Origin of the sequence: Caballeronia sp. LZ019, from assembly GCF_031450825.1 — a bacterium.
Lineage (GTDB): Bacteria > Pseudomonadota > Gammaproteobacteria > Burkholderiales > Burkholderiaceae > Caballeronia.
Map to the genome: position 1 here is coordinate 827489 of NZ_JARTVZ010000005.1, position 15391 is coordinate 842879.

The 15391-nt window shown below is 62.3% G+C and carries 15 protein-coding genes; 10 read left to right on the forward strand and 5 right to left on the reverse strand.

Annotation, left to right across the window (positions count from 1 at the left end; all coding sequences use genetic code 11):
• Nucleotides 1-123 precede the first annotated feature (123 nt).
• The 6 genes from trpE to P9255_RS17220 are packed head-to-tail and all read left to right on the forward strand — an operon-like array spanning nucleotide 124 to nucleotide 5484.
• The gene (trpE, locus tag P9255_RS17195) at nucleotides 124-1620 is read left to right on the forward strand and encodes an anthranilate synthase component I (RefSeq protein ID WP_309763988.1); all 1497 of its coding nucleotides are present in this window, start codon (nucleotides 124-126) and stop codon (nucleotides 1618-1620) included.
• Between the two features lie 12 nt (nucleotides 1621-1632).
• Nucleotides 1633-2223, forward strand: a complete 591-nt coding sequence (locus P9255_RS17200) for an aminodeoxychorismate/anthranilate synthase component II (protein ID WP_309790162.1) — start codon at nucleotides 1633-1635, stop codon at nucleotides 2221-2223.
• Nucleotides 2220-3251, forward strand: coding sequence for an anthranilate phosphoribosyltransferase (gene trpD, locus P9255_RS17205; RefSeq protein WP_309790163.1), 1032 nt, complete (start codon nucleotides 2220-2222; stop codon nucleotides 3249-3251). The genes P9255_RS17200 and trpD overlap by 4 nt, the downstream gene beginning before the upstream one ends.
• 12 nt (nucleotides 3252-3263) lie before the next feature.
• Nucleotides 3264-4049 carry an indole-3-glycerol phosphate synthase TrpC gene (gene trpC, locus P9255_RS17210; RefSeq protein WP_309763985.1) on the forward strand — a complete coding sequence of 262 codons (786 nt, stop codon included), beginning with the start codon at nucleotides 3264-3266 and terminating at the stop codon, nucleotides 4047-4049.
• An 11-nt stretch (nucleotides 4050-4060) separates the two neighbouring features.
• On the forward strand, nucleotides 4061-4714 hold the full coding sequence (locus P9255_RS17215; protein WP_309763984.1) for a CYTH domain-containing protein: 654 nt from the start codon (nucleotides 4061-4063) through the stop codon (nucleotides 4712-4714).
• Nucleotides 4711-5484 carry a uracil-DNA glycosylase gene (locus P9255_RS17220; protein WP_309763983.1) on the forward strand — a complete coding sequence of 258 codons (774 nt, stop codon included), beginning with the start codon at nucleotides 4711-4713 and terminating at the stop codon, nucleotides 5482-5484. Before P9255_RS17215 ends, P9255_RS17220 begins: the two co-directional genes overlap by 4 nt.
• A 329-nt stretch (nucleotides 5485-5813) precedes the next feature.
• Here P9255_RS17220 and P9255_RS17225 read toward each other — a convergent pair whose 3' ends face one another.
• From P9255_RS17225 to P9255_RS17245, 5 genes are all read right to left on the reverse strand, one after another.
• A complete protein-coding gene (locus tag P9255_RS17225) occupies nucleotides 5814-6029 on the reverse strand; it encodes a hypothetical protein (protein WP_309763982.1) in 216 nt (71 codons plus the stop codon).
• Nucleotides 6030-6048: 19 nt separating this feature from the next.
• Complete coding sequence (locus P9255_RS17230; RefSeq protein WP_309763981.1) at nucleotides 6049-6645, reverse strand: NAD(P)H-dependent oxidoreductase; 597 nt, start codon at nucleotides 6643-6645, stop codon at nucleotides 6049-6051.
• Between the two features lie 140 nt (nucleotides 6646-6785).
• Nucleotides 6786-8585 carry a PDZ domain-containing protein gene (locus P9255_RS17235; RefSeq protein ID WP_309765398.1) on the reverse strand — a complete coding sequence of 600 codons (1800 nt, stop codon included), beginning with the start codon at nucleotides 8583-8585 and terminating at the stop codon, nucleotides 6786-6788.
• Nucleotides 8586-8704: 119 nt separating this feature from the next.
• Nucleotides 8705-9436: a DsbC family protein gene (locus P9255_RS17240; protein ID WP_309790164.1), complete on the reverse strand. Its 732-nt coding sequence runs from the start codon at nucleotides 9434-9436 to the stop codon at nucleotides 8705-8707.
• A 61-nt stretch (nucleotides 9437-9497) separates the two neighbouring features.
• Nucleotides 9498-10679, reverse strand: a complete 1182-nt coding sequence (locus P9255_RS17245) for a UbiH/UbiF family hydroxylase (RefSeq protein ID WP_404980365.1) — start codon at nucleotides 10677-10679, stop codon at nucleotides 9498-9500.
• 199 nt (nucleotides 10680-10878) lie between these two features.
• Between P9255_RS17245 and ychF the strand changes: the two genes are divergently transcribed.
• The 4 genes from ychF to ettA all read left to right on the forward strand — a co-directional run bounded on the left by ychF (nucleotide 10879) and on the right by ettA (nucleotide 15278).
• A complete protein-coding gene (gene ychF, locus P9255_RS17250) occupies nucleotides 10879-11973 on the forward strand; it encodes a redox-regulated ATPase YchF (protein WP_309790165.1) in 1095 nt (364 codons plus the stop codon).
• A gap of 133 nt (nucleotides 11974-12106) precedes the next feature.
• Nucleotides 12107-12931 carry a hypothetical protein gene (locus P9255_RS17255; protein ID WP_309763977.1) on the forward strand — a complete coding sequence of 275 codons (825 nt, stop codon included), beginning with the start codon at nucleotides 12107-12109 and terminating at the stop codon, nucleotides 12929-12931.
• 184 nt (nucleotides 12932-13115) lie between these two features.
• Nucleotides 13116-13451, forward strand: a complete 336-nt coding sequence (locus tag P9255_RS17260) for a DUF3761 domain-containing protein (protein ID WP_309763976.1) — start codon at nucleotides 13116-13118, stop codon at nucleotides 13449-13451.
• Between the two features lie 159 nt (nucleotides 13452-13610).
• Nucleotides 13611-15278 carry an energy-dependent translational throttle protein EttA gene (gene ettA, locus P9255_RS17265; RefSeq protein WP_309763975.1) on the forward strand — a complete coding sequence of 556 codons (1668 nt, stop codon included), beginning with the start codon at nucleotides 13611-13613 and terminating at the stop codon, nucleotides 15276-15278.
• Nucleotides 15279-15391 lie beyond the last annotated feature (113 nt).

The following is a 15391-nucleotide window of genomic DNA, read 5'->3' on the forward strand; positions in this document are numbered from 1 at the left end:
AACCGTATCCGTGCGGCTCGCACGCATCTGCCGACAACGCGAGAAACAAGCCGATCGCAGCGCCCCAATTCTTCCCGATGCCGCATCTCCAGATGAAAGCGCGCGTCGATCAAGGATCGCAACATGACCGAACTCGAATTCCAATCGCTGGCCAATGAAGGCTACAACCGCATTCCGCTGATCGCCGAAGCGCTCGCCGATCTCGAAACGCCGCTCTCGCTTTACCTCAAGCTCGCGCAACCTGAACGCAATGGCGCGAACTCGTTCCTGCTCGAATCGGTGGTCGGCGGCGAGCGTTTCGGGCGCTATTCGTTCATCGGCTTGCCGGCGCGCACGATGGTGCGTGTGCAGAACGGCGTGTCGCAAGTCGTCACCGATGGCGCCGTGACGGAAACCCACGAAGGCGATCCGCTCGCGTTCATCGAGCGATTCCAGAAGCGCTTCAAAGTGGCGCTGCGTCCGGGCTTGCCGCGTTTTTGCGGCGGTCTCGCCGGTTACTTCGGCTATGACGCAGTGCGTTACATCGAGAAAAAACTGGCGGACACGGCCCCGCGCGACGACCTCGGCCTGCCCGACATCCAGTTGCTGCTGACCGAGGAAGTCGCGGTCATCGACAACCTTGCGGGCAAGCTGTATCTGATCGTCTACGCCGATCCCACGAAGCCCGAAGCCTACGCGAAGGCGAAGCATCGTCTGCGCGAACTGCGCGGCCGGCTGCGCGCGACCGTGCAGCCGCCGGTGACCTCCGCGAGCGTGCGAACGGAGACCTATCGCGAGTTCGCGAAAGAGGATTATCTGAACGCCGTGCGACGCGCGAAGGAATATATCGCGGCGGGCGAACTGATGCAGGTGCAGGTCGGCCAGCGTCTCATCAAGCCGTTCCGCGACAATCCACTCTCGCTGTATCGCGCGCTGCGGTCGTTGAATCCGTCGCCGTACATGTACTACTACAACTTCGGCGGGGATGTGCACGTGGTCGGCGCGTCGCCCGAAATTCTCGTTCGGCAGGAGAAGCGCGCCGAGGATCGCATCGTGACGATTCGCCCGCTCGCCGGCACGCGTCCGCGCGGCAACACGCCCGAGCGCGACGCCGAGCTCGCCACCGAATTGCTGAACGATCCGAAGGAAATCGCCGAACACGTGATGCTGATCGACCTCGCGCGCAACGACGTGGGCCGCATCGCGCAGACGGGTTCGGTCGCGGTGACGGACAAGATGGTCATCGAAAAATACTCGCACGTTCAGCACATCGTGAGTTCTGTCGAAGGAAAGCTGAAGCCCGGCATGAACAACTTCGACGTGCTGCGCGCCACGTTCCCGGCCGGCACGCTGTCCGGTGCGCCGAAAGTGCGCGCGATGGAACTGATCGACGAACTGGAGCCCGTCAAGCGCGGACTGTATGGTGGCGCGGTCGGGTATCTGTCGTTCAGCGGCGAGATGGATCTGGCGATCGCGATCCGCACCGGCCTCATCAACAAGGGCAATCTGTATGTTCAGGCGGCGGCGGGCGTCGTGGCCGATTCGGTGCCCGAGTCCGAATGGCAAGAGACGGAAAACAAGGCACGCGCCGTGTTGCGCGCCGCCGAGCAAGTGCAAGACGGCCTCGACAGCGACTTCTGAGGAGACAAGACCATGCTGCTGATGATCGATAACTACGACTCGTTCACCTATAACCTGGTCCAGTACTTCGGCGAGCTCGGCGAGGACGTGCGCACCTATCGTAACGACGAAATCACGCTCGATGACATCGCGAAGCTGGAACCCGACCGCATTTGCCTGTCGCCGGGACCGAGCAATCCGCAGCACGCGGGCATCACGCTCGACGTGCTGCGCGAGTTCTCCGGCAAGCTGCCGATTCTCGGCGTGTGCCTCGGCCACCAGGCGATCGGCGAGGCGTTCGGCGGACGCGTCGTGCGCGCGCAGACCATCATGCACGGCAAGGTGAGCCAGATCGAAACCGACTGTAAGGGCGTGTTCTCCGATCTGCCCAAACACTTCAACGTCACGCGCTATCACTCGCTTGCAATTGAACGTGAGGCTCTGCCCGACTGTCTGGAAGTGTCAGCGTGGACACCGGACGGCGAGATCATGGGTGTACGGCACAGGGACCTGGAAGTGGAAGGCGTGCAGTTTCATCCGGAATCGATTCTCTCCGAGCACGGTCACGCCCTGCTCGAGAACTTCGTGAAAAACACTACCGCAGGCAAGGGCGCGAAACGATGACCATCACTGCACAGGAAGCGCTGCAACGCACGATCGAGCATCGCGAGATATTCCACGACGAGATGCTGCACCTGATGCGCACGATCATGCGCGGCGAGATGTCGCCCGTGATGGCCGCCGCGATCATCACCGGCTTGCGCGTGAAGAAGGAAACCATCGGTGAAATCGCGGCGGCGGCCACCGTCATGCGCGAGTTCGCCAATCACGTCGAAGTTGACGACAACTCCAATTTCGTCGATATCGTCGGCACCGGCGGCGATGGCTCGCATACCTTCAATATCAGCACTGCGTCGATGTTCGTCACGGCGGCCGCCGGCGCGAAGGTCGCCAAGCACGGCAACCGCGGCGTGTCGAGCAAGTCGGGCAGCGCGGACGTGCTCGAAACGCTCGGCGTCAATATCGATCTGACGCCTGAACAGGTGGCCGCATCGATTCACGAAACCGGCATGGGCTTCATGTTCGCGCCGAATCATCATCCAGCGATGAAAAACATCGCGCCGGTGCGACGCGAACTCGGCGTGCGGACCATCTTCAACATTCTCGGGCCGCTGACGAATCCGGCGGGCGCGCCGAATCAGCTGCAGGGCGTGTTCCACGAGGATCTCGTCGGCATCCAGGTCCGCGTGATGCAGCGGCTCGGCGCGAAACACGTGCTCGTCGTGTACGGCAAGGACGGCATGGACGAAGTGTCGCTGGGGGCCGCGACCAAGGTCGGCGAACTGAGGAACGGCGAAGTGACCGAGTACGAAATTCATCCCGAGGACTTCGGCTTGCAGATGGTGTCGAACCGCACGCTGAAGGTGCAGGACGCGCAGGAATCGAAGGCCATGCTGCTCGGCGCGCTGAACAACAAGGCGGGCGTCGCGCGTGAAATCGTTACGATGAACGCGGGCGCGGCGCTGTATGCCGCAGATGTCGTCGATTCGATCGCGGATGGCATGGCTGCGGCGCGCGAGGCTATCGCGAGCGGCGCGGCGCGCGAGAAGGTCGAGACGCTGGTCAAGTTCACGCAGCAGTTCAAAAGTTAAACGGAAGCCGACATGAGTGACATTCTGGATCGCATCATTGCGGTCAAGCGCGAGGAAATCCGCGCCGCCGAACAAAGCGCGCCGCTCGAAGAACTGAAGCTCGAAGCCAGCGCGCGGGACTTGCGCGATTTCGTCGGCGCCTTGCGCGCGAAGCACGCGGCGAATCAGGCTGCTGTCATTGCCGAGGTGAAGAAGGCGAGTCCGTCCAAGGGCGTGTTGCGCGAGCATTTCGTGCCGGCCGACATCGCCCGTTCGTATGAGCAAGGCGGCGCCGCGTGTCTGTCCGTGCTGACCGACGTGCAGTTCTTCAAGGGCAGCGTCGCGTATCTCGAAGAAGCGCGCGCCGCGTGCAGTCTGCCGGTGCTGCGCAAAGACTTCATCATCGATCCGTATCAGATCATCGAAGCGCGCGCGATGGGCGCCGACTGCATCCTGCTGATCGCCGCCGCGCTCGAACTGTCGCAGATGCAGGACCTCGAAGCGTATGCGCATTCGCTCGGGCTCGCGGTGCTCGTCGAAGTGCACGACGCCGACGAACTGCGCAATGCGCTGACGCTCAAGACGCCGCTGATCGGCATCAACAACCGCAATCTGCGCACGTTTCAGACGACGATCGACACGACCATCGGCATGCTCGAATCGGTGCCGGATGATCGTATCGTCGTGACGGAGTCGGGCATTCTGTCGCGCGTCGATGTCGAGCGGCTGCGCGCGATGCACGTGCATAGCTTCCTCGTGGGCGAAGCGTTCATGCGCGCCGACGATCCGGGCGCGGAACTCGCCCGCATGTTCTTCTGACGGGCACAATCGTGGGTATCGAACGAGAAATCAAGCTGGCGCTGCCGCCTTCGTCGCAAGACGATGTCGCACGTTTCTTCGACGAACGCACCGGCGCGGGAAAGCCGATGACGCTCGGCAATGTCTACTTCGACACGCCGTCGCTGACGCTCGCCAAGGCGAAGTCCGCGTTGCGCCTGCGCCGCACGCCGGAGCAATGGCTGCAGACCTACAAGACGCTCGGCGAAGCGAAGGCCGGATTGCATAGCCGGCACGAATGGGAATTGCCGGTCCTGGGCGAGGCGCTCGAAATCGATGCCCTTCTCGCCGCCTGCGACGACGACGCCGCCCGCGACGCATTGCAAGCCGCCGCGCCGGATCTCATCGCGCTGTTTCGGACCGATTTCACGCGCATCGTGTGGGATGTCGAGCGCGAAGGATCGCAGATCGAAGTCGCGCTCGATTCCGGCGCGATCACTGCGGAAGTCGATGGCGAGCCGCGCCGCGCGGAGATCAGCGAACTGGAGATCGAGCTGAAATCGGGCGACGCAAGCGCGCTCGAAACGCTTGCCGCCGAGTTGCGCGGCGCCTTTCCGGCGCTCGATCCCGAGGACGTCAGCAAGGCGCAGCGCGGGTATCGGCTGCGCGAGCGGCCAGAGACTCATATCAACGACGCCGAAGCATGAATCGTCAGCCGTCTCTTTTCGGGGAAGCCGAAGCCGCACCGGACGCATCCGACGCGTCGGGCTTTACTACGCTCGAAAGCCAGTTCGACGCCCTGCCCGCCGACTGGCGGCGTCATCTGAAGGCGTTCATCGACAGCCCGCGCTATGTGGCGCTATGCGAATTCGTCGATGCGGAGCGCGCCACGGGCAAGACGGTCTATCCCGCCGATGTTTTCCGCGCGCTGCGCCTGACGCGCCCCGAAGACGTCAAGGTGATCGTTCTCGGCCAGGACCCGTACCACGGCGAGGACAAGGGTGCGCCACAGGCGCACGGCCTTGCATTCTCGGTGCCCGCGCCGGTGCGCCCGCCGCCGTCGCTGCGCAACATCTTCAAGGAGATTCACGCGAGTCTCGGCTTTGCAGCGCCGTCGCACGGCTGTCTCGATGCGTGGGCGAAGCAAGGCGTGCTGTTGCTCAACACATCGCTGACCGTCGAGCGCGATAAAGCCGGCAGTCACGCGAAACGCGGATGGGAGCAATGCACCGACACGCTCATCCACGAGATGGCGCTTCGGCACGATGGCCTCGTCTTTATGCTGTGGGGCGCGCATGCCCAGGCGAAGCGCGGGTTGATCGAAGGGACGGGAAAGGCGCATTGCGTACTGGAAGCGCCGCATCCTTCGCCGCTGTCGGCGCATCGCGGATTTCTCGGATGCGGGCATTTCGTGCGCGCGAATGAGTATCTCGTGCAACAAGGGCGGGAGCCGATCGACTGGCGGCTGCCGGATTGAAGGAATCGACGCAAAAAAACCCGCTGCGGTCGCGAGACCCAGCGGGTTTTTTTTGGACGCGGCTGGAGGACAGCGCGCTCTTTCCGTTGAATCGCCCGCGGGCTTTTGGCACAGAATGAATCAACTGCGCTTAATTTCAATATAAGGATGACGAACTATCATGTGAGCTTCAACGCACGAGCAGTGTGCCGAACAGCACAGATTCGCTGCCGTTTGACATTCTCCACGGACTCTCTGCTGCGAGGTCACGTGCGGGCACTTCGAGGAGTTTCTGTGTCGTACTTGATTCTGACGAACCTTTGGCGAGTCAATCTGGCGTCTCTGAGCTGCTATGCTTTCCCGGCCGCCGCTGTTTTCTTCGTCTTGACCATAGCAATGGCGACATGGGCCGCGCGTTCACAAGACTCGACAATGCGAGCCATCGCCGTTGTGCCGGCCATCGCGTGTATCAGCGCCTTGATCGCGGGGATCTTCACCGCGCACCCGGGAACGTGATCGACGCAAAAAAGCCCGCTGCGGTCGCGAGACCCAGCGGGTTTTTTCATGCACCGGCGTATCGCCAGCTTACAGCGCCGCAATCGCCTCGCGTGCTTGCGCGAGCGCCGCACCGGCCGCATCCGCGCCCATGTTCAGGCCTTCCGCGTAGATGAAGTTCACATCGGTCATGCCGAGGAAGCCGAGGAACGACTGCAGATACGGCGTCTGCGAATCGTGCGGCGTGCCGACATACTTTCCGCCACGCGCCGACACCACGAACACCTTCTTGCCCGTCACCAATCCTTCGGGACCGTTCGCGGTGTAGCGGAACGTGATGCCCGCACGAGCGATCTGGTCGAAGTACGCCTTCAGTTGCGACGAAATGCCGAAGTTGTACAGCGGCGCCGCGATCACGACGATATCCGCCGCTTGCAGTTCCGCGATCAGCGCGTCGCTCTTCGCGACGATCGCCGCCTGTTCCGCGCTGCGCTGATCGGCGGGCGTGAAGAACGCGCCGAGCGTGGCATCGTCGAGGTGCGGGAGGTTGTCCGCAAGCAGATTGCGCACGGCAACCTTCGCGCCCGGATTGCTCTGTTGCAGCTTTGCGGTCAGTTCGTCGGCCAGCAGCGTCGATTGAGCGCCTTGCGAACGAGCAGCGGAGTTGATTTGCAGAATCGTCGTCATGATGTCTTCCTTCCTGTATGAATCCGGGCGCCGGAAGCGCCCGCGTTGGAAAGCATTCTCAGTTTTTCGACGTCCGCGAAAAAGCCGCGCGACCGTGAAGGATCGTTGCACCGGTAGAACAATCGCCCTCAGCCTCGCGTTCAACCTCTCAGCCAGCGCTCGCGCCATTGCTTCGACGGACCGCGTCCGTCCATCGCGGTCAGCACGTAACGCGATACTTCCGGCGCGTCGAGCCGCAACTCGGTGCGACGCAATTCATCGCGTCGGAACGCATGAATTTCGACTTTCGCGCCCGGCAGATATCGCGCCAGCAGCGCATCCAGATTCGATCCGGTGACGCGCAGGCCATCGATCGCCACGAGCACGTCGCCCGCCGACAGCCCCGCTTTCTGCGCCGCGCCCCCGTCGTGAACGACCGCCAGCGTGCAATCCGCGCCGCCTCGCACGCGCGCGCCGAGCGACGGCTTGCCGGCCGTGCCGTTGGTCGCCACGTCGGGCGCAAGTGCGATGCCGAACGGCTCCAGCAGCACGTCGAGCGGCAGATCGCGAGTGCCGCGCACGCCGTCGCGAAACAGCGTGCGCAAGTCCGCGCCGGTCGCTTCGGCGAAGAGCGCCTCGACGTCTCCCTCGCGGATGCCCCGCGCCTTGCCGTTATAGAAGTCGCGGCCGTAGCGCTGCCACAGCAGACGCATCACGTCGTCGAGCGACTTCCGATTGCCGGTTTGCGCGCGAATCGACAGATCGAATGCGAGCGCGATCAGTGAACCCTTCTGGTAATAGCTGACGATCGCGTTCGGCGCGTTTTCGTCGGCGCGGTAGTACTTCACCCAGGCATCGAACGAACTCTGCGCGACGGATTGCTTCAGCCGGCCGCTGCCGCGCAGCACGCCGCCGATAGTCTTGCCGAGCAGCGAGAAATAGTCGCTTGCGCTGATGAGTCCGCTGCGCACGAGCATGAGGTCGTCGTAATACGACGTGAAGCCTTCGAAGAGCCACAGCAGCGACGTGTAATTCTCCTGCGACAGATCGTACGGCGCGAACGCCGCCGGCTTGATGCGCTTCACGTTCCACGTATGGAAGTACTCGTGGCTGCACAAACCGAGATACGTGCGATAGCCGTCGCTCATTTCCGGTCGGCCCTGCACCGGCAGATCGCCGCGATTGCAGATCAGCGCCGTCGATGCGCGATGCTCGAGGCCGCCGTAGCCATCCGAGACGGCGACGGTCATGAACACGTAGCGGTCCATCGGCGCTTTCTTCGTGCGCGGTTCGAACAGCGCGATCTGTGCCTCGCATACGCGCTTCAGGTCGACGGCGAGCCGCTGCATGTCTAGCCCGACGACGCGTCCCGCAATCACGATGTCATGCTTCACGCCATGCGCCGTGAATCCGCCGAGCGCGAATTCGCCGAGCGTGACGGGATGATCGACGAGTTCGTCGTAGTTCGCCGCCTCGTAAGCGCCGAAGCCGTAACGCTTCGTTCCACGCGATTCGGCAAGCGCCGTCGCCACGCGCCAGTTGCGAAGTGCGCCGCCGGCGGGCGGTTGAATATCGACGATGCAAGGCGCAGTCGATTGCCCTTCCACCGCGAGGAACACGCTCGTGCCGTTGAAAAAGCCGACGGTGTCGTCCAGATGCGCGGCGCGCACCGACATGTCCCACGCGTAGACCTCGTAGCGCAGCGTGATCGGGCCATCGATCGGGGCGGCCTGCCATGCGTGCTTGTCGGTCTTTTCGATTGCGATTCGCCGCCCCGCCGCGTTGAACGCCTGGAGCGTCACGATGTTGCGCGCGAATTCGCGAATCATGTAGCTGCCGGGAATCCACACCGGCAGCATGAACCGCTGGCCGGCCGGGTCCGGCTCCGCAACGGTGAGGGTCACTTCGAAAACGTGGGCGGCCGGGTTCTTCGGCACGATGCTGTAGCGCACCGGTTGCAGCGGGGAATTCATCGCGTAGTCCTTGTTCTTTTTGGGGCTGCACGGCGCGCGTGCGCAATGGCAGGCCGAAAAACCAAAGGAGGCGCAGATGCGCCTCCTTCCCGTCGATCACACCGCCTTCAGCGTGCCGTTGACAATTCCTTCTCCAACCGGTCCGCAGGCACCGCGCCCGGCAAACGGCGGCCATCGGCGAGGAACACGGTCGGCGTGCCGGTGATGTTCATCGAACGGCCGAGCTTGAGGTTCTTGTCGATGGCTGTCGTGTCGCAGGCGGCGGCGCTCGTCGGCGCCTTGTGGTCGAGCATCCAGCCTTCCCAGCTCATCGCGCGATCCTTCGCGCACCAGATCGACTTGGACTTCGCCGTGGAGTCCGGCGACAGCACCGGATACAGGAACGTGTAGACAGTCACGTTATCGATCGACTTCAGCGTCGATTCGAGCTGCTTGCAGTATGGACAGTTCGGGTCGGAGAACACGGCGATCTTCCGGCTGCCGTTGCCCTTCACGACCTTCACCGCGTTCTCGAACGGCAGCTTCGCGAAATCGATCTTGTTGGTTTCCGCGAGCCGCGCTTCGGTCAGGTTCTTGCTGTTGCGCGTATCGACGAGATCGCCGAGCAGCACGTAGTTGCCGGCTGCATCGCTATAAATGATTTGGGAACCAAGGTTCACTTCGTAAAGGCCCAAAACGGGCGTTTTCTCGATGCTCTTGATGGTCGAATCGCCCATGCGCGATTCGAGCGTCGATTTGAGCTTGTCGGTGGTTTGATCGGCCTGAGCCGAACAGCCGAGGCCGAGCGTCACGGCCAGCGTCGTGACCGCGGCGAGACTCAGGCGAAGCGTGGTTTTCATGCCGTTTCCCGTGAACGCGGGGCGACGTGGTCGAGCGCCCCGCTGAATGTGAGTTGACCGCTCAGCCGAGCGCCGCCGAGACGAGCCAGCGCTTGGCGAGCGGCTGCGCCCCGACGAAAGCCATGCCCGTGTTGCGGATCGCGCGTGCGATCGTGCCCGGCGCGGAGAAGAGGCGCTGCATGCCGTCCGTGACGATCACCAGCTTCTGAATATCTTCGCGGCGCGCGCGTTCGTAGCGGCGCAGCAGGATCGAATCCCCGAGGTCGCGGAACGCTTCCTTGTTGGCGATGACATCCGCGAGCGCGGCGACATCGCGCAGACCCAGATTCATGCCCTGGCCGCACAGCGGATGAATGAGATGCGCGGCATCTCCGACGAGCGCGACACGCGGCGCGATCAGCCGGTCGACCGTCTGCAGGCCGAGCGGAAAGCCCCGCGCGGGCGTCACGCAATCGAGCGCGCCGAGCATGTGTTGCGATGCGTGTTCCACTTGCGCGGCGAGCTGCGCCGGATCGAGCGCGACGAGTTCGTCCGCATGCTCGGTGCGCGCCGACCAGACGAGCGACACGTAATCGCCCGGCAGCGGCAGCAACGCGATGATTTCCGTATCGCGGAACCATTGATACGCCGTTTCGCCGTGCGGCCGTTCCGCCTTGAAGTTCGCGACGACGCCCGTTTGCCGATAGTCGCGACGCTCCATCTTCGCGCCCATCTGCGCGCGCACCCAGGAATGCGCGCCGTCCGCGCCGACGATCAGATCGGTCTGCAGCGTTTCACCGCTCGACAGCGTGACGAACGCCGCGTCTTCTTCGACGGTCATGCCTTGCGCGCGTGCTTCGAACCACGAAAGGCTCGGCTGGAAGCGCAAAGCGGCGTCGAGCGCCTGTTCGATTAATGTCGATTCGGCGATCCACGCGAGCTGCGGCACCGACGCCTGAAAAGCGGAGAAGTGCAGTTCCGCGTGGGCGTCGCCGAACACGCGCATGTCGAAGACGGGGCCGAGGCGCGAGCGGTCGAGCGCCTGCCAGACGCGCAGCCGTTCGAGCAATTCCTGTGAACTGGACGACAGCGCGTAGATGCGCGAATCGAAGATGGCGCCGGGCGGCAAGCCTGCTGCCTGCGGCGCGAGCAACGCGGTGCGCAGGCCGGACTGGGCAAGCGCGAGTGCAGCCGTCTTGCCGACGAGCCCGCCGCCGACGACGACCGCGTGATAGGTCAAGGGATGCGAAGTCATGTGGGGCATTATAGCCGCGAGGGTTGCGCGGGTTTTGGCGCAGCTTTGACGCGGATCGCGCGGAAACCCCGATGCCGGGCGGCGGTACAATGTCGGTTTGCCCGGCTGCGGATGCGGCCCGGCGCTGGCGCGCATTTCTGGCCGCCTCGCGAGCATCGTTTGGCGAATGCGCGCGACGAAGCGCCGTCTCACCAGTTCGAAGGATTCCATGAGCCTCCAATGCGGCATCGTCGGCTTGCCTAACGTCGGCAAGTCCACACTTTTCAATGCACTGACCAAGGCGGGGATTGCCGCCGAGAACTATCCGTTCTGCACGATCGAGCCGAACGTCGGCGTCGTGGAAGTGCCGGACGCGCGTCTGACGGCGCTGGCGGAAATCGTGAAGCCGGAGCGCATCCTGCCGGCGGTCGTCGAGTTCGTCGATATCGCGGGCCTGGTCGCCGGTGCGAGCAAGGGCGAAGGCCTCGGCAATCAGTTTCTCGCGAACATCCGCGAGACGGATGCCATTACGCACGTCGTGCGCTGCTTCGAAGACGAGAACGTGATTCACGTTGCGGGCAAGATCGATCCGATCGCGGATATCGAAGTCATCAACACCGAACTGGCGCTCGCCGATCTGGCGACGGTCGAGAAGGCGCTCACGCGTTATTCCAAGGCGGCGAAGTCGGGCAACGATAAAGAAGCGGCGAAGCTCGTCGCGGTGCTCGAGAAAGTGCGCGCGCAGCTCGATCAGGCGAAGCCGGTGCGTGGCCTGAATCTGAACGAAGATGAACAGGCGCTTATCAAGCCGTTCTGCCTGATCACCGCGAAGCCGACGATGTATGTCGCGAACGTCAAGGACGATGGCTTCGAGAACAATCCGTATCTCGACGTCGTGCGCAAGCATGCGGAAACAGAAAATGCGCCGGTGGTGGCGGTGTGCGCGGCGATCGAAGCGGAAATCGCCGATCTCGACGACGCCGACAAGCAGGACTTCCTCGCTGACATGGGCATGGACGAGCCGGGGCTGAATCGCGTGATTCGCGCGGGTTTCAAGCTGCTGGGATTGCAGACGTATTTCACGGCGGGCGTGAAGGAAGTGCGCGCGTGGACCATCCATATCGGCGATACGGCGCCGCAGGCGGCGGGCGCGATCCATACGGACTTCGAACGCGGCTTCATTCGCGCACAGACGATTTCGTTCGATGATTATGTCGCGTACAAGGGCGAACAAGGCGCGAAGGAAGCCGGGAAGATGCGGGCGGAAGGGAAGGAGTATGTCGTGCAGGATGGGGATGTGATGAATTTTCTGTTTAACGTGTGAGCGTCAAGAACGGTCAACGCAGCTTGCCTCGCCGAGCGGAGTCCGCGATAAAGGGACTCCGCTTTTTCGTTGTGAGGCTGACATGCAAAGGTGTCCATCGATTCGATACGTCTACTTTCTCGACCGCTGCCTTGTGTCGCTTATAAAGGACGGCAACAACGGCATTGTTCAGACAGAGAAGAAAAAAATCGAGCACCTCGGAAAGACCCGCAAGTTGGATCGTCCGGGCAATCTCATAAGCCCGTTACTCTCAATTATCGAAGGACAGTTGGGCGAGCCTGAATCGGTTACAGAGAAGCAAGTAACGCAGAAAAAGGAATACCAAGCTATTCGCCTATTCTTTCGCTTGGCCGTCACTGACTCCGACCACCTTGACGTGGCATCACAAGAGCTAGCAGAGGCCTTTGCTGGAAACATTAATTTTAGAAGCGAAGCTCGATCCAGCTTCTTGCAGTGCGTAGCGCCAATGATCGCCACGGGCGTTGAAAAGCGTGGTAGAAACAAAATAGAAAACCGGATCATCCAATCCGCACATGAATGCAGTTTGCCCACTAGCGATCCGCTCGTCGTCTTGGCTCTCGCATGCTTGTACGGCAGTGCTCATGCCCGTCGCGTATTGAAGCCGCACAGTCCACGCATCTTCAACGTACTTAGCGACATACACGTTATTCCGCGGATGCTTTTAGTCGTTGCCGCCGTGCGCCGCCATGCGCCACTGATTCGCGTTCGTTTCGCGACGAAAGACGAAGGCTTAAAATATGTGTTGCAACGAATTTACTATCGTTCTCCCCAATTGACTGCGGACAGAGAGATTTCGTGCGGAATGCACTACTCGCCCTCGCTGTTTCCTGACTTAACGCAGGATGCGTTCTGCACGCTGATGGAAAAGACCATGGCCGCGACGAATCATTCCAGGCAACCATCCGCGACGCAGCCTTTGACAACAGCCCTCCATTGAGCGCTTCACGCTGTTAGGAGCAACGAAGCGTCATGTAGCAAACCGACGAATCGATAGAAGCGTCAAGAGTCGTCACAACACCTTGCTTCTAGAAGCGGAGCGCCTGAAAAATGGCACTCCGCTTTTTTCATGAGCGGCGCATGGCGAACGATCGCCGATAAGAACAATGAGAGGCCAAAACAAAATGAAGAGACATAGAAGCATCCGCACGTTCCTGCTAGGTTGCGCGCTCGCGCTGGCAACCGGCGTCTTACCCCACGTTCCAGCCCACGCCTACTACAACGGCACGTACCAGCAGCAACCGAACGAATCCGACCTCGACAACCACGGCCACTACAAGAACCGCGACGGCAACATCATCCACTCCCCCGCCCGCTCGCGCTCCGGCGTCGTCCCCGAAGGCGCGAGCGCCCAGTGTCGCGACGGGACCTACAGCTTCAGCCGCCATCACAGCGGCACATGCTCGCGGCACGGCGGCGTCGCGCGGTGGCAATATGGCGGGCGATACGGCTGGCAATAACCCGACTCAAGCCCGAAGTACAATGACACACGACCCCGCCGCGCCCCGTTCAGCGAAGCGGGCACGCGCACCATCCCGCGCGAACGAATCCATCGAACGCCGGTTCACGCGCCGCCCGCGCACGGCGTTCGCATCTTCAAACGATCACAGACAATCCACATGGCCCAATACGTCTTCACCATGAACCGCGTCGGCAAGATCGTCCCGCCGAAGCGTCAGATCCTGAAAGACATCTCGCTCTCGTTCTTCCCCGGCGCGAAAATCGGCCTGCTCGGGCTGAACGGTTCCGGCAAGTCGACGCTCATCCGCATCATGGCCGGCGTCGATAAGGACATCGAAGGCGAAGCCCAGCCGATGCCGAACCTCAACATCGGCTACCTGCCGCAGGAGCCGCAGCTCGACCCGCAGCAGACCGTGCGTCAGGCCGTCGAGGAAGGTCTCGGCGATGTCTTCCAGGCTCAAAAGAAACTCGACGAAATCTACGCCGCCTACGCCGAACCCGACGCCGACTTCGACAAGCTCGCCGCCGAACAGGCGAAATACGAAGCCATCCTCGCCACGAGCGACGGCGGCAGCCCCGAGCAACAACTCGAAGTCGCCGCCGACGCGCTGCGCCTGCCCGCCTGGGACGCGAAGATCGAACATCTTTCGGGCGGCGAAAAACGCCGCGTCGCGCTCTGCAAGCTGCTGCTGCAAAAGCCCGACATGCTGCTGCTCGACGAACCGACCAACCACCTCGACGCCGAATCCGTCGAATGGCTCGAGCAGTTCCTCACACGCTACCCCGGCACCGTCGTCGCAGTCACGCACGATCGCTACTTCCTCGACAACGCCGCGGAATGGATTCTGGAACTCGACCGCGGCCACGGCATCCCGTGGAAGGGCAATTATTCGAGCTGGCTCGACCAGAAGGAAGACCGCCTGAAGCAGGAAGAGGCGAGCGAATCCGCGCGTCAAAAGGCCATCAAGAAAGAACTCGAATGGGTGCGCCAGAATCCGAAGGGACGTCAGGCGAAATCGAAGGCGCGTATCGCACGCTTCGAGGAACTGAACAGCCAGGAATATCAGAAGCGCAACGAAACGCAGGAAATCTTCATTCCTGTCGGCGATCGGCTCGGCAACGAAGTCATCGAGTTCAAGAACGTCAGCAAGGCGTATGGCGATCGGCTGCTGATCGACAACCTCAGCATGAAGATTCCGGCCGGCGCGATCGTCGGCATCATCGGGCCGAACGGCGCGGGCAAGTCCACCTTGTTCCGCATGCTGACCGGCAAGGAGCAGCCGGATTCGGGCGAAATCATCAAGGGACCGACCGTCAAGCTCGCCTATGTCGATCAAAGCCGCGACGCGCTCGCAGCCGACAAGACCGTCTTCGAGGAAATCTCCGGCGGCGCCGACGTGCTCACCGTCGGCAAGTACGAAACGCCGTCGCGCGCCTACATCGGCCGCTTCAATTTCAAAGGCAGCGACCAGCAAAAGCTCGTCGGCAACCTGTCGGGCGGTGAGCGCGGACGTCTGCATCTCGCGAAGACACTGATCGCGGGCGGCAACGTGCTGCTGCTCGACGAACCGTCGAACGACCTCGACGTCGAAACGCTGCGCGCGCTCGAAGACGCGCTGCTCGAATTCGCCGGCTCGGTCATGGTGATTTCGCACGACCGCTGGTTCCTCGACCGGATCGCCACGCACATTCTCGCGTTCGAAGGCGAATCGCACGTCGAGTTCTTCGACGGCAACTACCAGGAGTACGAGGCCGACAAGCGCAAGCGCCTCGGCGAAGAAGGCGCGAAACCCAAGCGCCTGCGCTACAAGCCGATCACGCGCTGACCGGCGCCGGAGTGCGCTCAATGCGGGCGCGCGCACGGACATCAAGCACAAAAATGGCGACTGTCTCGGGCACGTCGCCATTTTTTCTTTGCGCGGCGGCTTTCGCCAATCGA

Bases quoted from the DNA above. Each gene is read 5' to 3' on its own strand.
- trpE (WP_309763988.1), top strand. From the start codon at position 124: ATGACCGAACTCGAATTCCAATCGCTGGCCAATGAAGGCTACAACCGC.
- P9255_RS17200 (WP_309790162.1), top strand. From the start codon at position 1,633: ATGCTGCTGATGATCGATAACTACGACTCGTTCACCTATAACCTGGTC.
- trpD (WP_309790163.1), top strand. From the start codon at position 2,220: ATGACCATCACTGCACAGGAAGCGCTGCAACGCACGATCGAGCATCGC.
- trpC (WP_309763985.1), top strand. From the start codon at position 3,264: ATGAGTGACATTCTGGATCGCATCATTGCGGTCAAGCGCGAGGAAATC.
- P9255_RS17220 (WP_309763983.1), top strand. From the start codon at position 4,711: ATGAATCGTCAGCCGTCTCTTTTCGGGGAAGCCGAAGCCGCACCGGAC.
- P9255_RS17225 (WP_309763982.1), bottom strand. From the start codon at position 6,029: ATGAAAAAACCCGCTGGGTCTCGCGACCGCAGCGGGCTTTTTTGCGTC.
- P9255_RS17230 (WP_309763981.1), bottom strand. From the start codon at position 6,645: ATGACGACGATTCTGCAAATCAACTCCGCTGCTCGTTCGCAAGGCGCT.
- P9255_RS17240 (WP_309790164.1), bottom strand. From the start codon at position 9,436: ATGAAAACCACGCTTCGCCTGAGTCTCGCCGCGGTCACGACGCTGGCC.
- P9255_RS17245 (WP_404980365.1), bottom strand. From the start codon at position 10,679: ATGCCCCACATGACTTCGCATCCCTTGACCTATCACGCGGTCGTCGTC.
- ychF (WP_309790165.1), top strand. From the start codon at position 10,879: ATGAGCCTCCAATGCGGCATCGTCGGCTTGCCTAACGTCGGCAAGTCC.
- P9255_RS17260 (WP_309763976.1), top strand. From the start codon at position 13,116: ATGAAGAGACATAGAAGCATCCGCACGTTCCTGCTAGGTTGCGCGCTC.
- ettA (WP_309763975.1), top strand. From the start codon at position 13,611: ATGGCCCAATACGTCTTCACCATGAACCGCGTCGGCAAGATCGTCCCG.